Below are 17,504 nucleotides of genomic sequence, written 5' to 3' on the forward strand. Positions count from 1 at the left end.
GTAATAGTATTTTGGAATTAATCTACATTGGGTATCTAGAAGGAGAGAGTTTACATGATAGAAAGTAAAGTTGTAGATTCTATACCAATTTTGAATGAGAATGATTGTCAAATATGGTGGGGAAGGATTTCGGATTTACAATCATGGCATTACAATTTACTAAATGATGTTGAACGAGAAAAAGCAAATTCATATCATCATTCGGCAGATCGTGCCCGTTTTATAATAGGCTGTGTAATTAGTAGATTAGTTCTAGGTAAAATGCTTTCTATGTCGCCAGTTCAAGTTCCAATTAATCGAATGTGCCCAGTATGTAAGCTACAACATGGTAGACCACAATTACCAGAGGGGATGCCGCAGTTATCGGTTTCACATTCGAGTGAGTGGGTTGTAGTTGCATTTACAAAGTCTGCACCTGTAGGCGTTGATGTTGAACAAATGAATCCAGATGTTGATGTTATGAAAATGGCAGAAGGCGTATTAACCGACATTGAAATAGCACAAGTTATGAAATTACCTAATGAACAAAAAATAGAAGGTTTTTTAACATATTGGACTAGAAAGGAAGCTGTGCTCAAAGCGACAGGTGAAGGTCTAATGATTCCACCAGTGGATATTACTATATCAGCTCCAAATGATCCTCCAAACTTGTTAGTTTTTCAGGATAGACAAGAGTTAGTAGAAAATACAGTGATGAGAGATTTAAGGCCAAGTGTAGATTATATAGCTTCAATTGCAATATGTAGTAAAGAAGTTACCGAAATCATACAGCTGGATGCAGTAGCGCTTTTAAATTATAAATAAGTTTAATAAAATATTTTATAGAAGAGGTGTTCCTCATGCTAGTAGCGGAAAATAGAACAAATGAATCCACTTATAATGTACAAGCAATTAAAAATATTTTATTTTCTGGAGATACATCATCTATTCATGCTTTAGAAAAGTTATTGAATGATACAGTTCAGTTTGATGTTCTAGAACAAGAGGTGCTGGATAGACAGTATATCCCGAAAGAAGCAAAGAGTTTCTTTGATAAAAACGGAACATTTCTTTACCGTGTATCCAATATTAGTTATAAAGGGAAAGTATTATCTGAAAATCTCATTTTTGCGGATACCTCGTTTTTACCAAATACAATAAAGAGGGAGCTAGAGAGTGGAAACATTCCAGTTGAAAAACTTATAGAAAAGATGGAAGTAAGAAGGAACGTATTATATGAAGGATATCAGCCTTCTGGGAATATTATTGAATTATTTGATGGATGCTCTGTTTCGGCGCATGTGTATCCAACAAGAAAATATCAAATTGTAAGTAACTGCAGATGCATATTTTATATTTGCGAGGTGTATCATGCAGAAAATATAAAGCAATTACTAAATTAAAACAAGAAACCAGCCTATAAAATGGCTGGTTTCTTGTTTATTTCACAGCTTCTTTTAACTCTTTACCTGCTTTAAATGCAGGAACTTTACCAGCAGCGATTTGAATTTCTTCGCCGGTTTGTGGATTACGTCCTGTACGAGCAGATCTTTCACGCACTTCAAAAGTTCCAAAGCCGATTAATTGAACTTTATCGCCAGACTGTAATGCAGTAGCAATTGTGTCAAATACAGATTGTACAGCTGCAGAAGCATCCTTTTGAGAAATATCAGCTGATTGTGCGACATTTTTAATTAATTCTGTTTTGTTCATGTTTTCACCTCATAAAAAAATTTTTTGGAATGAATGATTTAGTATAATAGATAGTAAAGATAAAGCTATTTATATTGTTAGAAAGAATGCTATATAGTTATGTTAATTTCGTTGCAGGAAACTGAATCCCTGCTAATAATTAGGGATTAATTAAGAAATGATGCATACAAAACGCTATAATATGAGGATGAGGGGGAGTATACGGATGATTTTTCGTGAAAAGGATGAGAAAGAAAGTACATTAATTCGTCAACATGATCATGGTTTTTTAGCTGGAGAGATTGCAAAGCATATAAAAGAAGATTTTTTTGAAGATGACACATATTTAAAAGAGACAATCGATGCAATATATGAGCATGATAGAGGATGGATAGAACTTGATAAAGTACCAATTTTAAATGATGCTAAAAATATTCCATATACATTTATGGATTGTCCAAGTTCATTACGTTTTGTCTTTTATACGATTGGTTTGAATGAAATTGAAGATTCCAATCCATACGGAGCATTACTTTGTAGTAAGCATTTTTTATCATTTCCATTAAATGAGGAAGATGAAGAGATGATGTCATTTTATACAGGGGAATTGGAACGACAAAAAAGAATATTGACGACGCTAACAAAAGAACAATTTGCGATGTTCGATAAACATTATAGATTATTAAAGTTTTGCGATGAACTTTCTTTATATGTCTGTATGAATAAACCGGGTGTAGAAAAGGAAGAGGAAATTGATTTGTTTAAAGATGGTTTTGAAGGAACAGAAATGTTTAATAGTAAGGAGGAGAAACCTATACAAGCTGAATGGGTGGACAAGGAAACAATTCGGATTACACCGTTTCCATTTCAAACGGAATTTCATACGTATGTAAAATATAAAACTATAAATAAACAAGAAATTGAAGAAAAAGGAATTGCAAAAGCTGATAGAGAATCAGAAATAAAGAAACAAACTATTCGTTTCATACAATAAGGAGGCGATTTCGATTGAAAGAGTACATGTTAAAACAAGTGGATTACCATGCTTGGGCTAATCTACGATTATTCAATCGACTAAAAGAATTACCAAACTATGAGACGATTTTTACTGAACAGATGCAGAGTGTATTTCCATCAATCAAGGATACGTTTGCCCATATTTATATTACAGATCAAGTGTGGTTACACATATTGCATGGTAAAAGTATGGATGAAGCAATACAAGGCCGAGAAGATTTACGAAAACAAATGGAAAACAAATCGTTACATGAATTAGAAAAAATGTTTGAAAACATGGCAAATCAATATAAAGACTTTTTAAGTACAATACAAGATGTGAATGCTGTATTTGTTATCGAGAATCCATATGTAGGAAAATTAGAAACTTCAATTTTAGAGTTAGTACAACATGTTGTAAATCATGGTACATATCATAGAGGAAATATAACAGCGATGATCCGTCAACTTGGTCATTCGTCGACAATGATGGATTTTGTATTGTATTTACATATGGTTAAAAAGCAGGAAGAGTAATATTATTTATAAGAAGGAGAGGCTTTCATTGTAGAAGTCTCTCCTTCTATTTTATTCCGCATGAATGGTAGATCAACTGATTAAAGTTTTACTTTATTTCTTAAGAAGCTTTATTTTCTTGTAATTGCTTCGCATATTGTACAGCTTTATATGCATTGACTCTACCGTTTTTCCAGTACGTACCTGTACCAGTAATTTTATCAGAAGTTGACTCAATAATTTGGCGGATTTGTGTATTGCTATATCCTTGATTTGCTAAAAGAGCAGCAACTCCTGCGACATGAGGTGTTGCCATAGATGTACCACTTAATGATTGATACGTGCTTCCTTTATATGTGGAATATATATTTGAACCTGGTGCTGCAACATCAACCCAGCTACCATAAGTAGAAAATGAAGATTTCTTATCTGATTGATCTGTAGAAGCAACTGCAATCACTTCGCTGTAATAAGCAGGGTAATTAGCTTTTGTATTTCCAGCATTTCCAGCAGCTGCAATTATAACAGAGCCTTTATTCCATGCATATTGAACGGCTTGTTGTAATGCAGTACCACCATTTGGAGCTCCTAAACTTAAACTAATTACTTTTGCACCCGAATCAGCAGCTTCTCGAATACCTTGCGCTACAGCATCGAGAGTACCACTTCCTTGATTATCTAATACGCGAACAGCATAAATGGAAGTTTGTGGGGCAACACCAGCAATTCCGACGCTGTTATTCGTAAGTGCTCCAGTAATTCCAGCGCAATGTGTACCATGACCATTCCCATCATCAGATGTATTGTCGTTATCAACATAATCATGCCCGTAAATTACTTTCGAAGCCAAATCAGGGTGTGAGCCTTGAACTCCTGTATCAATAATGGCTACTTTTACACCAGGATCACTTCGTTGGCTATCCCAAGCTTGTGGAGCTTGAATTTTTTGTAATCCATATTGATTTTTAAAATATGGGTCGTTTGGAGTCCAAAAGGCGTGAACGTAATAATTCGGTTCTGCATATTCCACATCTGGATTATTTTTATAACTCTTTATTTTTTCTTTTACAGTACCTTTTGAAAATTGAACGACTTCAAAACCTAACTTATCATCTTTAGATAAGACATTAGCTCCGACAGATTTATGAAAAGATTGCACATTACTTAAAGATGCATTTTGCTTGAACTTAACGATTAATTGGTTAGGAACGTAATCAGTAGATGATGTTTCAGCGCTTGAAGTATTCGTGTTAAAGAAGAAACCACCAATAATAAATGACAAAACAGATAGGAAAACAATGATTTTGTTTTTCAAAAGATTTTTCCTCCCTTTTCTTGGATGAGTTTTTCAGCGACACTTTAATGTCGCATTCCTTTTCAACTATATAGTTAGACCATACGATTTATGACATTTATGTGAAAAACTTTTGGAGGAATAAAAAGGAGTAAACATTGATATAAATATATTTTTAATGATAGTAATAAAGTAAAAGAGGGGATGAAAAAAGGAATGCTCATCATGTATGAGTCATTCCTTTTTTCATAGATTAACTTGCCTGTTTTTTATTATTTTCTTTCAATTTCTCTGCTTGTAAAAAGTGATTCGTTTCAGCAACAACAATACCACTTAACCCAATAAGACCAATTAAGTTTGGAATCGCCATAAGTCCATTTGCAATATCCGCAAATGTCCATACGATGCCTAATTTTAAATTCGCACCAATAGCAATCATGACAATAAAGATTGCTTTATAATATTTAACAGCACTTTCTCCAAATAAATAAGCCACGCATTTCTCACCGTAATACGACCAGCCTAAAATAGTAGAGTAGGCGAATAAAATAATTGCGATACCAAGAATCATACTACCAGCAGTACCGAATACAGATTGAAACGCAAGTGTTGTAGCTTCAACCCCAGTTTTACCAGACTTCCATGCACCTGTAGTAATTAATACTAGCCCTGTAATTGTACATACAATAAACGTATCTAGAAAAGTACCAGTCATTGAAACTAAAGCTTGCTTTGCAGGGGAATCAGTTTTTGCAGCCGCCGCGGCAATAGGGGCACTCCCTAAACCAGCTTCGTTCGCAAATACGCCGCGCGCCATTCCAATTTGAATAGCTGATGCAACTGTTGCACCGATAAAACCACCAGCAGCTGCAGTACCATTAAACGCACCAGAAAAAATAAGTGAAAATGCTTCAGGAATTTGATCGTAGTGATAGAAAATGATAATAAGACCAGCAATGATATAAAAGAAAGCTTTAATAGGAACAACATATCCTGTTACTTTCCCGATTTTTTTTACACCGCCTAAAATAACGATAGCGATTAAAAATGACATTACTATACCAGTTAAAGCAGGAGGGAAAGAGAAATTAATTCGCATTGCCTCTGCCACTGAATTAGATTGCACCATATTCCCGATACCGAAAGAAGCAGTTGTACCGAATATAGCGAATAAAACTGCAAGCCATTTCTTACCTAAACCACGTTCTAAATAGTACATGGGTCCACCTGAATATTCGCCATTTTCATTACTAACACGGTATTTCACCGCAAGAATTGCTTCGGCATACTTTGTTGCCATACCGAACAAAGCAGTAATCCACATCCAAAAGATGGCACCGGGTCCACCAATCGTCACAGCAGTTGCAACACCAGCTATATTTCCCATACCGATCGTTGCCGCCATAGCTGTCATAAGTGCTTGGAAGTGGCTAATATCTCCAGAGGAAGATGTATCTTCTGATTTTTTAAAAGCTAGTTTGTGAGCGTATAATAGTTTACTAAACTGTAAACCTTTTAAACGCACTGTGAGAATAATACCAGTACCAACGAGTAACAACAACGTTGGTAATCCCCACACATAGTGATTGATTTGTTCTAATACTTTACTTACTGTCTCCATCTTTATTCTCCTTTTTTAGAAAAAATAAAAACCACTTCAAGTAAATGAAATGGTCTCTGGAGAAACAAGGGATAGAAAAATAAACCGATACAAATCGGCATTTTCTTTCGCTTGTCTCTGTCCTTTTACCTGAGAGATTATCCGCTATAGTAGCGGATTTGCTCCTTCGGTGCTCGTTTTCCTCCGCGCTATTTAAAGCGGGAGGGAGTCTCTCCAGAGATTCGTCCCCATGCAGTTCTACTTGTAAACAAGACCTGAGAGTTTCAAAGTCGGTTAACAACTTTTTGCCCCGTCGGTAGATCAATAGACCTTCTCCTGAATGGTTCATCCGAATTATAAAATTAATAACCTATACGCATTGAATGTGTATAGAATCAATAAAAACATTATAGATATACAATTAATGAAATGCAATCATTTTTTATTTTAAAATAGTAAAGAATTCTATTTTTTCGAAAGTCCTAATTTCTCTTCAACTTCAGTTAAAGTAGATAAAGCGATGACAATATGTTGATCTGCAAGCCCTAAAGCATGTTTCGTATTTTCAATTGTTGCACTGTTTGGAGTAGAGTTAGTGGCTCCGTCTATAATTAAATCTGCCGCGTTTTTCATAAATTTAGAAGCAGCCTTAAATTCAGTTGTGAAATAAAGAAGTTGTTCTTGTATTTGTACTTCTGATATATCTTCTTTAATTTTCAAAATGTCTATTTCATTCATAATGTTTTCATATTGTTTTGAAACAGCATTCATTGTAACTAATAGTTTATCTCTGTCTACTGAATCACCGTTCGTGTTAATCTCTTCCCAGGCAGGCAACCAATCTTTTTCGATGATATCATTATAATTAGTAGTCAATTCATTAATTTTAGGCTGTAATTTCGTTTTGAAAGTTTTTGTATCCGTTGTTTCTACAGGTGCTTTTTCTTTGTTATTTTTAACATTAGTAACGTAGAAAATTGTACCGAAAATGATGAAAATAGAAATAACAACTGTCCATTTAGTAAAAAGTAATTTTTGCAATATGTAACGCCTCCAAAATTTAAAAATTTATAATTATAATATATAACAATAATGTTGTTTAAAGTAGAGAAAATAGGTTAGAAAGTATATAATATATATATTTTATATACGTAAATAATTAAAGTTAGTAAAATGATGAAAGTAATATGTAAGAAAAGAGGATTTTTAGTGGAAATGAATAGAAGAAAACTAGTTTCAAATATTTCAATGGCGATGTTATTAGTTGGTTTAATTGCATTCATATTTATGAATAAAGAATCTAAAATTAAAGATTTTCCAGTACCAATGTCAGCAATACATATTAACGATGATAAGGAAGAGGATTATAAATATATAAGTGTAATGCCTATTACAAAGGTAAGTGGATGGGAGAACTTAGGTGAAAACGGGCATACTGTTAGCTTTAAAAAAGGGGAGCGGAAGGTAACTGTATTATATTATCCGGGAGAAATTACGTATTATTTATTTGAGAAAAAGATGAATAAGGGAGATTAGCTAAAAATGTAATTCATTAAGAGTTACATCTTTTTTTGCATTCTGAATTATTTGAAATTAAATTCGATAGATGTTTTGATAGATGTAGTGCTAAATATGATTAGTTTTATATATCTATAAAGAGTATTAGGGTGATTATAAAAATATTATGTGAACTAATTATTGTGAGAAGAAGATAAATTATATGCTAAAGGGGAAATTAAAAATGCTACTAAAAACAATCTATTGTAAAGTAGAAGAAGAGAAAAAAGAGTTATTTTCAATGGCACAAGAAAAATGGCGTGATATACAGCACCTAGATGGTTTTTATGGACAATTTGGTGGATGGAATGAAAATGAGGCATGTGTATTTACTTTATGGGAAGATAGAAATACATATCAATCATTTATGAATGGTGCTCACGATACCATTTATGTAAATAGTAATTAAGAGGATACGTTTCTTTCATGTGAAATCGAATTATTTCAAACATTGTATGATATAGCAGAAGCGTCTTTGAAAGACGTTGTCACAGAAGGATCCTTCGTAAGGGCGGCTGTATGTGATGTAAAGGAAGAAAAAGAAAAGCAATTTTTACATAAACAAGAAACAATTTGGAATAAAGGAATGGAAAATATAAAAGGCATGCTAGGTGGAGTAGTTGGGAAGTCTTTAAAAAATGAAAACCGTTACATCGTGTTAACTTATTGGAAAGATGAAAAAGCGCATCAGCATTATGTAGAAGAAAATTTCCCCGAGTTGTATAAACTAGCTAATATTCATGAAGATATAGAAGATATAAGAGGAAAACAAGCTGTATGTAAGGAAGAATGGCTTGTATATTAAGCACGGAAAAAGTGCATAAATGAATGTATAATAAAGATATTTTCTTATAAATAAGTAATTAATAGAAGACGTTATATGCCCTTTCATGTTAATATATTTAAGTTATAATAGGAGGCTTACCCTTTTGTATTGTACGGTAGAAGCAGTGTGAGCTTGAAATTTTTTTAGAAAAGGATGTGCCTAATTTGCGTATCAATAAATTTATTAGTGAAGCTGGAAAAGCGTCTCGACGTGGAGCAGATAAATTAATTAATGAGAGAAGAGTAATTATTAACGGTAAGGTTGCAAAAATTGGTGACCAAGTGAATCCAGGTGATGATGTACGCGTAAATGGAGAGCAACTTCGCATTGCTCGAGATCACGTATATATCGCTTTAAATAAACCAGTAGGTATTACATGTACAAGTGAAAAATCAGTAAAAGGTAATATTATCGATTTAGTGAATCACCCTTTACGAATTAGCCATATTGGACGTCTTGATAAAGACTCAGATGGTTTAATTTTGTTAACGAATGATGGTGATATTGTTAATGAAATTTTACGTGCTGAAAACAAACATGAGAAAGAATATATCGTTTCAGTAGATAAGCCAATTACACCTGATTTCTTAGAAAAAATGGCAGCGGGTGTTAAAATTCTAGGTACAAAAACACTTCCTTGTGAGATCACACAGTTATCAAAATATGAGTTCAAAATTATTTTAACACAAGGGTTGAATCGCCAAATTCGTCGTATGTGTGAAGCTTTAGGTTATCAAGTATACACGTTAAAACGTACGAGAATTATGAATATTGAATTGAATAATTTACCTGTTGGACAGTGGAGAGATTTAACGAAGAAAGAGAAACGACGTCTATTTGCAGACTTAAATTACGAACCACAAGAGTGGTAAAATTGAGAAGGAGAAACCAAAAACATTTTTTGGTTTCTTTTTTTATTAAATAAAAAATCTTTTCCAAACACTTGCAAAAATAAAATGAATAAGATATAGTAAATAACAATTAATGGATGTATTTAAAAAAAGCAAAGAAAAGGACACGAGTTATTTTCCCCGGTTATACAGAGAAGGAAGGAAAGCTGAGAACTTCCTAACGCAGAAAAATAACTTACCACCTTAGAGCTGCACTAGGGAAACGAAGTATCTAGTGCCGTGTAAGCGACGTTATCGCAAAAGAAGCCATTATGTTTTTTGTGATGGGAATCTGGGTGGAACCACGGATATAAGCATATTCGTCCCTATTTTAGGGATGAATATGCTTTTTTGCATTCAATTTCATAATAAGCGAAGAAAAGGACACGAGTTATTTTCCCCGGTTATACAGAGAAGGAAGGAAAGCTGAGAACTTCCTAACGCAGAAAAATAACTTACCACCTTAGAGCTGCACTGGGGAAATGAAGTATCTAGTGCCGTGTAAACGACGTTACCGTAAATGAAGCCATTATGTTTTTTATGATGGGAATCTGGGTGGAACCACGGGTAAAAGCACGCCCGTCCCTATTTTAGGGATGAGTGTGCTTTTTATTATGAAATGGAGAGATGAAAAATGAAAGAACAAATGATTGAAATTAAATTTTCAGATGGTAGTGTGAAAGAATTTGTAAAAGGAATTACTTTAGAAGAAATTGCGGGATCCATTAGCAATAGTTTAAAAAAGAAAGCAGTCGCGGGGAAAGTAAATGATGGGTTATATGATTTGCGCCGTAATATTGAGGAAAATGCGGAAGTAGAAATCATTACTTTAGATTCAGATGAAGGTGTAGAAATTGCAAGGCACTCTGCGGCACATATTTTAGCGCAAGCTATAAAAAGAATTTATGGTAATGTAAACCTTGGTGTAGGGCCTGTTATTGAAAATGGATTTTATTATGATATGGATCTGCCAAGTAGTGTAAACGTAGAAGACTTACAAAAAATCGAAATAGAAATGAAAAATATTATAAAAGAAAATTTAAAAATAGAACGAGTTGAGGTTTCTCGAGAAGAAGCAGCAAAACTATTTCAAGAAATGAATGATCGTTTGAAATTAGAACTTTTAGAAGCAATTCCTGATGAGGAAAGTGTAACACTATATAAGCAAGGTGAATTTGTAGATTTATGTAGAGGGCCACATTTACCATCTACAGGTTATTTGAAAGCATTTCAATTAACTCACGTTTCCGGTGCATATTGGCGAGGAGATAGTAATAATCAAGTGCTTCAGCGTATATATGGTGTTGCATTCTCTTCCCAGAAAGAATTAGAAGAGTATTTACATTTCGTTGAAGAAGCAGCCAAAAGAAACCATCGTAAGTTAGGCAATGAACTGGAGTTATTTATGTTTTCTGAAGAGGCTCCGGGAATGCCGTTTTATTTACCGAAAGGCCAAATTATTCGTAATGAATTAGAAGCTTTTTTAAGAGAAATTCAAAAAGAATATAATTATCAAGAAGTACGCACTCCATTCATGATGAACCAAGAAGTATGGGAAAGATCAGGGCACTGGGGACATTATAAAGATAATATGTATTTCTCAGAAGTGGATAATAAAAGTTTTGCATTAAAACCGATGAACTGCCCAGGGCATATGTTAATGTTCAAAAATAAATTACACTCTTATCGCGAATTGCCAATCCGTATGTGTGAGTTCGGTCAAGTGCATCGACATGAATTTAGCGGTGCATTAAATGGATTATTAAGAGTTCGTACTTTTTGCCAAGATGATGCACATTTATTTGTAACTCCAGAACAAATTGAAGATGAAATCAAATCTGTAATGGCGCAAATCGATTATGTATATAAAACTTTTGGATTTGAATATGAAGTAGAACTTTCTACTCGTCCAGAAGATTCAATGGGTGATGATAAGTTATGGGAGCAAGCAGAAGCGTCATTAGAAAACGTATTACAATCATTAAATTATAAATATAGACTAAATGAAGGTGACGGTGCATTTTACGGGCCGAAAATTGACTTCCATATTAAAGATGCTTTAAATAGAAGTCATCAGTGTGGGACAATCCAGCTAGATTTCCAAATGCCAGAGAAGTTTGATTTAAATTATATAGATGAGAAGAATGAAAAGAAAAGACCAGTTGTCATTCACAGGGCAGTATTAGGATCTTTAGATCGTTTCTTAGCGATATTAATTGAGCACTTTGGAGGCGCATTCCCGGCATGGGTAGCGCCAGTTCAAGTGAAGGTCATTCCAGTTTCGAATGCAGTCCATGTACAATACGCAGATGAGGTTGCGGATAAATTAGCACAAGCTGGTGTTCGTGTCGAACGAGATGTACGAGATGAAAAATTAGGATATAAAATTAGAGAAGCACAAATGCAAAAAATTCCTTATGTACTTGTTATTGGGGATAAGGAAATGGAGAACGGAGCTGTAAATGTACGTAAATATGGGGAAGAAAAATCAGAAGTTGTTGAACTAAATGGATTTGTGGAAAGTATGAAAGAGGAAATAAATAATCGGAAATAGAGTTTAAAGAGAAAACACACCAATTCATAATGGTGTGTTTTCTTTTTTCCCTTACAAAAATGTAAGGTAAATGTAAGCGAAATCGAAGGAACGAGTTGTAGAAAGATGAGAATATGAAGTAGGAAATAGGTTCATGTTATCTGTATAACCTTTTTAGTTTGAAGAATTAAAAAATTCTTAAGAATTTACATGAGAAAAAGATAAGAAATGTGTGAGAAATTAAATTTATACAAAAGGGATGGAGTGAAAGAGATGTCAACAAATGTAGTTACTGTAGAAAGTGTAGAAAAAACGTATGGGAAAAGAAATGAGAATCAGTCAAAAGCATTAAGGGGCGTATCATTAAATATTAAAGAAGGGGAATTCGTCGGGATTATGGGTCCTTCTGGGTCTGGAAAAACGACTTTACTTAATGTGATTAGTACATTGGATCAAGCGACAGGTGGAAGTGTGACAATAGCTGGTACAAATATTACTTCTATGAAGGGGAATGCATTGTCAGATTTTCGATCTCAAAAATTAGGATTCATCTTTCAAGATTTTAACTTACTTGAAAACTTATCAATTTATGAAAATATCGCTTTACCACTTTCTCTGCAAGGCGTACCTTCAAGTGAAATTACTGGAAAGGTGGACGAAGTTGCGAAGAAATTAGGGATTACTGAAATTTTAACAAAATATCCAACTGCTGTTTCTGGTGGGCAAAAGCAAAGAACAGCGGCAGCACGAGCTTTAGTACATAATCCAGCAATCGTATTAGCAGATGAACCGACAGGAGCGCTTGATAGTAAAAATGCAAAAAGCTTATTAGAAGCGATGCAAGATTTACATGAAAATCACAATGTAAGTATTTTGATGGTGACACACGATGCATTTAGTGCCAGTTATTGTGAACGTATTTTATTTATTCAAGATGGTCTTTTATATAAAGAATTAAAGCGTCAAGGAACGCGAGAAAGTTTCTATCAAGACATTTTAGGTGTGCTCGCTCATATGGGCTCAGCTGCTGAGTCTAAGTAGGGGGCGAGACTATGTTATTCAAATTATCACGTCATAGTATGAAAAAGATGTTAAAAGATTATATGGTTTTACTTATCGGTCTCGTTATTAGCATTAGTATTTTCTACATGTTCCAAACGATGGCGATGAATAGTGAATTTACGAAAGATAATAGTCTCATTAGTAGTATTAGACTCGTATTTTGGGTAGGTGCAATACTATTATCTTTCATTACTGTATTTTATATTATATATGCCAATTCTTTCTTACTCACATTAAGAAGAAAAGAACTCGGTATGTACATGATGCTTGGTGCGAAAAAGAAAAAAGTAGCACAATTATTATTTATTGAAACATTCGGTATGGGTATTGTTAGTATTATTATCGGGATTTTAGTAGGGATGTTACTAGCAAGTGTAGCAGGAAACTTTTTAATGAATGGTATGGAAATTTCAGCAAAGGGTAGTTATTCATCTGTATATACACCAGCAATCATAGTTACAGCTATTTTCTTTTTAGTACTATTTTTTATTACTGGTTTAATGAATAGCATCCGTTTATTACGTAAAACAGAATTAGAATTAATACGTGAAGATGAAACACTAGATGAAGTGAAGAAAAGTAAAACTCGCATTATTATAATGACTGTACTTGGTGTATTACTAGTAAGTACAGGGTACTATTTTATGATTAACGTAAAAATATATGCTGAATTTGGTTTTATAATAGCGACAATCGTTACAACGCTTGGAACATATTTTATCTTTAGTTCATTGCTCCCATTTTTTGTGATGAAAATTAAAGGGAATAAAAAGCGAAATGAAACGGGCTTAAATAGTTTTACATATGCACAGCTACGCTTTCGAGTAAATAGTTTATCGAGAGTATTAGGTACTGTAGCAATGTTAATTGCATTAGGAGCAGGTGCGATGACAGCAGGTATGGCGTTCCAAAAAAATGTAGGTATTATGACAGACTTCTCACGTGTGTATGATGTCGTAATTCATGATCCAAATGAAGAAGATACAGCTGCATTAAAAGAAATGGAAATTGTGGAAGAAAGCAAGTACAAGTATAAAGTAGATGGAGAAGCGGTTTATTACTTACGTAACGATTTAACTGCGAAACCGCCACTTGTTTCAGACCACTTTGATACAAAAACTTTAAAAGAGCCTGTTCGTAAACGTGTGACTGAACCTTTAACGGAACCTGTATATTCTGCTTTAGAGGCTCCTGAATTAGCAAAATTCCCTCGTATGCCGAGAGATTGGGAAGATGCAATTGTAAGAGAAATACAAATTACACATAATCAATTTAACGGAAAACCTGTAAGAATTGCAGATGAAGCACATTATAAAGGAATTCAAGGAACAGAACACACTGTAATATTAGCAAAAGTAGATGATATGAAAAAGTATAAACCGTTGTTGATCGAAATAGATAAGAGACAAAAAGAACAAATTGAAAAAACAACAGGTACAAAAGTAGACTTATTTACGAAAATGACAATTTATCAATTTATGAACAGCTTCATGAGTGGAACGATGTTTATGGGATTTTTCCTCGGAATTGCATTTTTAGCAATGATGGCAAGTTCACTAATGTTCAAAATATTAACAGGTGCTTCTCGTGACGTACGACGTTATGAAATGTTACGAAAAATTGGTGTGAGACGTAGTATGTTAACGAAAAGTATATATAAAGAAATTTCATATTTATTTATCTTCCCAGCAATTATTGGAATTTCCCACGTGTTAGTAGGGCTAAACTTATTTAGCTTCATATTAGTTGACCCGTTTGTAAAAGTGTGGGTGCCAATTGGGATTTTCTTAGTCATTTATTTCATCTATTACTGGATAACAGTTCAATTGTATAAAGGAATGGTAATGCCGAAAGAAGAAGTAGCTAAATAGTTTATGAAAAGAGTCCTTGTTTGAAAACAAGGGCTTTTTTCTATATTTGTAATACATGTGATTAAGTTTTTCTACTACCTACTAAGGTGAAGAAACTGAAGTTACCGTTTTATTTCCTTATGGGGAAATATGACTATAATACTTCATTTCATGCGGCAAAAGCATATTTTGATACGATTGAAGCAGAGAAAAAAGAATTTATTACTTTTGAAAAATCCGCGCATTATCCGCAATTTGAAGAGAAGGAAAAGTTTTATGAGTGGATGTCCGATACATTTGTAAAATAAATAAAGTGTATCCAAACTATAGAGAATTAAAAAGTTAGCGAGATATATCATTACATGAAGCGAAGTTAAATAAAAAAGACTCTTGTATAGATAACAAGAGTTTTTTTTATTGTTCTTTATATAGAAGGAAAAGATTGGATAATGGTCGAAAAATATAATGTAACTTCCAAGAAATGACTGAAATAATACTATTTTGTCGAGAGAAAGGATACGAAGGATGAAAGAAATGCTACAGTTATTTCGCAACAAAGTGTATGCACGCTTTTTTCTAGCAAATATTTTAGAGCGACTCGGTTCTATGATTGCTGGAATTTCTTTAATGTTTTATTTGCTAGATCAATACGGAAAACAACCAGTTTACGCAACGATGACACAAATTATGATTGCATTACCTGCATTAATCTTTTTTCTATTGGTAGGAACAGTAGTGGATCGATTTGATAGACAACGTATATGTACAGTAAGTAACATATGTTGCTCGCTCTGTAATATTGGAATCCTAATTTCGCTTTATTACGGGATGATTATACTTGTCTTTATATTTTTATTTTTGGAAAATGCGTGTATACAATTTTTCTCTCCAGCAGAACAATCGATGATACAGGGAGTAGTTGAATCAGACCAATACGGTGCAGCAGCGGGTATGAATCAAATGGTAAATAGTTTGTATGCTTTGTTTGGTGTAGGAATTGCAACGATGGTGTACTGGACTTTTGGGATTTACGGGAGCATTTTAGTAAATACGCTCACTTTTATTATGAGTGGTATTTTGATTCAAACAATCTCCATTCCAGAAAAAGTTCGTTTACCAAATGGTAAAACAAAATGGAAAGAAGTTAATTTGAAGATGTTAATAACAGAGTTTAAAGAAGGGATCAAGTATATATACCAAAATGAAACTTTAAAAAAATTACTTTTAGGATTTATCGTATTTGGTTTATTAAATGGTATTTTAAGCGTATCTACTACCTACATATTAAAATACAAATTGGCACCAGCAACGTATGAAAGTTTAGCAATGGTGGGTGGTGTAGTTGGGGGTATTTCATTACTAATTGGAAGCATAGTAGCAACGAGTATAGGTAAGAAATATGCACCAAAATCTATTATAGTTTTTGGTATGGCAGGCTCAGGAGTCTTCTTTGGTATGTGTTACTTTGTAAATTACGTATGGTCTTTTTATGTATGTATCGCTTTAGCGACTTTCTTTTTACCGTTTATTAATGTTGCAATATCGGGCTGGATGTATGAAATTGTAGAAGAGTCATTCATGGGGCGTGTACAAAGCTTGCTTAGTCCATTAACGACAGGATTCCAGCTTTTATCTCTCGGTGCGATAGCGATGTTATTCCCAAAATGGATTCTTGCAGATACATTGTATATTATTTTATTTGGTTTATTATTGTTTGTTACATGTTTATATCAAGCTATTCTACCAAGTGGGCAAAAGCAAGTACATGCAGTAGCTAAAGAGATGTGATATATTTAGTTTTTTATTTCTGAATATTCTATCGTATGGTAAGGGGAAATTGTTATGTTGATGCGAATGGTTAAGTGGTGTGGGATTACTTGTTTACAACTAGTAGCTGCAATCTTATGTATACTCTGCCTAGGTGCACTACCGCGTTTATTTAAGGGGTTGCAAATTGATTTAATCGGTTTTTGGAACACGATTGTATTTCTTGGAGGAAAGTTACTTCAACCGGGTGAAATTACATATGGATTTCGGGACTCAAGAAAATTATTTCCGCAAATATGGATTCATTATATTGAAACGATGATTGTATTTCTTTCAGCTTTTTTATTCTCGTTGCTTATAGCGTATATACTTGTCGTTTGGGTATTACAGCGTTCTCATATGAAACAGAAAATGTGGAACGGGATTTTTCTTACGCTTGAGAGTATACCAGATATATTACTTATTTTATTATCGCAACTTCTTGTCGTAATTATGTTTCAAAAAACAGGATTTATGCCGATCAAACTGGCTGGATTAGGGGAAGAAAGGATACGTTTGTTACCAATTATATGTCTTACAATACCAACAACATTATTGTTTATTAAACTGTTGTTATTACGGTTTAAAGAAGAATTAGAGAAAGATTATAGTTTGTTTGCCAAGAGTAAAGGGTTAAGCTTACGGTATATTTTGACACATCATATTTCAAGAAATGTTTTATTAACGACAATTTATTACGCGAAAACAAATATTTTATTTATGCTTTCCAATTTATATATTATTGAATGGATATTTAATACATATGGTATGTTTGTTTTTGTGAAAGAAAATTCAAAATTAGAAATATTTACGGTGAGTCTAGTAATATTATACGTACCGCTTTTTATACTATTTCGTTTATTACATACGTTCTTACAAAATGTTATAAAGGAGCGTGTGTAA

General features: G+C 33.5%; 15 protein-coding genes, 2 pseudogenes, 1 riboswitch and 2 other annotated features. Of the genes and pseudogenes, 13 read left to right on the forward strand and 4 right to left on the reverse strand.

The window, feature by feature from the left end:
* The first annotated feature begins 54 nt into the window (after window positions 1-54).
* Window positions 55-804, forward strand: coding sequence for a 4'-phosphopantetheinyl transferase Sfp (sfp, locus tag RCJ96_RS13505; protein ID WP_270795119.1), 750 nt, complete (start codon window positions 55-57; stop codon window positions 802-804).
* A gap of 35 nt (window positions 805-839) precedes the next feature.
* Window positions 840-1,382 carry a hypothetical protein gene (locus tag RCJ96_RS13510; protein ID WP_000959145.1) on the forward strand — a complete coding sequence of 181 codons (543 nt, stop codon included), beginning with the start codon at window positions 840-842 and terminating at the stop codon, window positions 1,380-1,382.
* 37 nt (window positions 1,383-1,419) lie between these two features.
* On the opposite strand, the gene RCJ96_RS13515 is transcribed toward RCJ96_RS13510, so the two are convergent.
* On the reverse strand, window positions 1,420-1,692 hold the full coding sequence (locus RCJ96_RS13515; RefSeq protein ID WP_001043907.1) for an HU family DNA-binding protein: 273 nt from the start codon (window positions 1,690-1,692) through the stop codon (window positions 1,420-1,422).
* Between the two features lie 205 nt (window positions 1,693-1,897).
* On the opposite strand from RCJ96_RS13515, the gene RCJ96_RS13520 reads away from it, so the two are divergent.
* Both RCJ96_RS13520 and RCJ96_RS13525 read left to right on the forward strand, forming a co-directional pair.
* Window positions 1,898-2,665, forward strand: a complete 768-nt coding sequence (locus RCJ96_RS13520; protein WP_000577275.1) for a DUF3891 family protein — start codon at window positions 1,898-1,900, stop codon at window positions 2,663-2,665.
* A 14-nt stretch (window positions 2,666-2,679) separates the two neighbouring features.
* Window positions 2,680-3,204 (forward strand): DinB family protein, encoded by a 525-nt coding sequence (locus RCJ96_RS13525; RefSeq protein WP_270795118.1) that lies wholly within the window; start codon window positions 2,680-2,682, stop codon window positions 3,202-3,204.
* A 100-nt stretch (window positions 3,205-3,304) separates the two neighbouring features.
* On the opposite strand, the gene RCJ96_RS13530 is transcribed toward RCJ96_RS13525, so the two are convergent.
* The 3 genes from RCJ96_RS13530 to RCJ96_RS13540 all read right to left on the reverse strand — a co-directional run bounded on the left by RCJ96_RS13530 (window position 3,305) and on the right by RCJ96_RS13540 (window position 7,118).
* Window positions 3,305-4,498 carry a S8 family peptidase gene (locus tag RCJ96_RS13530; RefSeq protein WP_270795116.1) on the reverse strand — a complete coding sequence of 398 codons (1,194 nt, stop codon included), beginning with the start codon at window positions 4,496-4,498 and terminating at the stop codon, window positions 3,305-3,307.
* 232 nt (window positions 4,499-4,730) lie between these two features.
* Window positions 4,731-6,098 (reverse strand): alanine/glycine:cation symporter family protein, encoded by a 1,368-nt coding sequence (locus RCJ96_RS13535; protein WP_074610245.1) that lies wholly within the window; start codon window positions 6,096-6,098, stop codon window positions 4,731-4,733.
* A gap of 107 nt (window positions 6,099-6,205) precedes the next feature.
* Window positions 6,206-6,325, reverse strand: a riboswitch (glycine riboswitch).
* Window positions 6,326-6,542: 217 nt separating this feature from the next.
* The gene (locus tag RCJ96_RS13540) at window positions 6,543-7,118 is read right to left on the reverse strand and encodes a hypothetical protein (protein WP_074540004.1); all 576 of its coding nucleotides are present in this window, start codon (window positions 7,116-7,118) and stop codon (window positions 6,543-6,545) included.
* A gap of 132 nt (window positions 7,119-7,250) precedes the next feature.
* On the opposite strand from RCJ96_RS13540, the gene RCJ96_RS13545 reads away from it, so the two are divergent.
* The 9 genes and pseudogenes from RCJ96_RS13545 (at window position 7,251) to RCJ96_RS13585 (ending at window position 17,504) form a co-directional block, all read left to right on the forward strand.
* Window positions 7,251-7,613: a hypothetical protein gene (locus tag RCJ96_RS13545; protein ID WP_416503803.1), complete on the forward strand. Its 363-nt coding sequence runs from the start codon at window positions 7,251-7,253 to the stop codon at window positions 7,611-7,613.
* A 205-nt stretch (window positions 7,614-7,818) separates the two neighbouring features.
* Window positions 7,819-8,439: pseudogene (locus RCJ96_RS13550) on the forward strand (DUF4937 domain-containing protein).
* 185 nt (window positions 8,440-8,624) lie between these two features.
* On the forward strand, window positions 8,625-9,332 hold the full coding sequence (rluF, locus tag RCJ96_RS13555) for a 23S rRNA pseudouridine(2604) synthase RluF (protein ID WP_001222168.1): 708 nt from the start codon (window positions 8,625-8,627) through the stop codon (window positions 9,330-9,332).
* A gap of 125 nt (window positions 9,333-9,457) precedes the next feature.
* Window positions 9,458-9,681: a binding site (T-box leader), on the forward strand.
* A 35-nt stretch (window positions 9,682-9,716) separates the two neighbouring features.
* Window positions 9,717-9,940 (forward strand) — a binding site (T-box leader).
* A 44-nt stretch (window positions 9,941-9,984) separates the two neighbouring features.
* Entirely contained in the window at window positions 9,985-11,904 is a 1,920-nt protein-coding gene (gene thrS, locus RCJ96_RS13560) for a threonine--tRNA ligase (protein ID WP_416503805.1), read from the forward strand.
* Between the two features lie 252 nt (window positions 11,905-12,156).
* Window positions 12,157-12,924, forward strand: coding sequence for an ABC transporter ATP-binding protein (locus RCJ96_RS13565; protein WP_074610251.1), 768 nt, complete (start codon window positions 12,157-12,159; stop codon window positions 12,922-12,924).
* 11 nt (window positions 12,925-12,935) lie between these two features.
* Complete coding sequence (locus RCJ96_RS13570; protein WP_416503806.1) at window positions 12,936-14,816, forward strand: FtsX-like permease family protein; 1,881 nt, start codon at window positions 12,936-12,938, stop codon at window positions 14,814-14,816.
* 74 nt (window positions 14,817-14,890) lie between these two features.
* Window positions 14,891-15,103 (forward strand): annotated as a pseudogene (locus RCJ96_RS13575) (alpha/beta hydrolase); the annotation flags it as partial.
* A gap of 208 nt (window positions 15,104-15,311) precedes the next feature.
* Window positions 15,312-16,583, forward strand: coding sequence for an MFS transporter (locus tag RCJ96_RS13580; RefSeq protein WP_270795177.1), 1,272 nt, complete (start codon window positions 15,312-15,314; stop codon window positions 16,581-16,583).
* Window positions 16,584-16,637: 54 nt separating this feature from the next.
* Window positions 16,638-17,504, forward strand: coding sequence for an ABC transporter permease subunit (locus RCJ96_RS13585; RefSeq protein ID WP_270795110.1), 867 nt, complete (start codon window positions 16,638-16,640; stop codon window positions 17,502-17,504).

It is taken from the genome of Bacillus sp. BSL6 (genome assembly GCF_052928345.1).

Bases quoted from the DNA above. Each gene is read 5' to 3' on its own strand.
- sfp (WP_270795119.1), top strand. From the start codon at position 55: ATGATAGAAAGTAAAGTTGTAGATTCTATACCAATTTTGAATGAGAAT.
- RCJ96_RS13510 (WP_000959145.1), top strand. From the start codon at position 840: ATGCTAGTAGCGGAAAATAGAACAAATGAATCCACTTATAATGTACAA.
- RCJ96_RS13515 (WP_001043907.1), bottom strand. From the start codon at position 1,692: ATGAACAAAACAGAATTAATTAAAAATGTCGCACAATCAGCTGATATT.
- RCJ96_RS13520 (WP_000577275.1), top strand. From the start codon at position 1,898: ATGATTTTTCGTGAAAAGGATGAGAAAGAAAGTACATTAATTCGTCAA.
- RCJ96_RS13535 (WP_074610245.1), bottom strand. From the start codon at position 6,098: ATGGAGACAGTAAGTAAAGTATTAGAACAAATCAATCACTATGTGTGG.
- RCJ96_RS13545 (WP_416503803.1), top strand. From the start codon at position 7,251: ATGATGAAAGTAATATGTAAGAAAAGAGGATTTTTAGTGGAAATGAAT.
- thrS (WP_416503805.1), top strand. From the start codon at position 9,985: ATGAAAGAACAAATGATTGAAATTAAATTTTCAGATGGTAGTGTGAAA.
- RCJ96_RS13565 (WP_074610251.1), top strand. From the start codon at position 12,157: ATGTCAACAAATGTAGTTACTGTAGAAAGTGTAGAAAAAACGTATGGG.
- RCJ96_RS13570 (WP_416503806.1), top strand. From the start codon at position 12,936: ATGTTATTCAAATTATCACGTCATAGTATGAAAAAGATGTTAAAAGAT.
- RCJ96_RS13585 (WP_270795110.1), top strand. From the start codon at position 16,638: ATGTTGATGCGAATGGTTAAGTGGTGTGGGATTACTTGTTTACAACTA.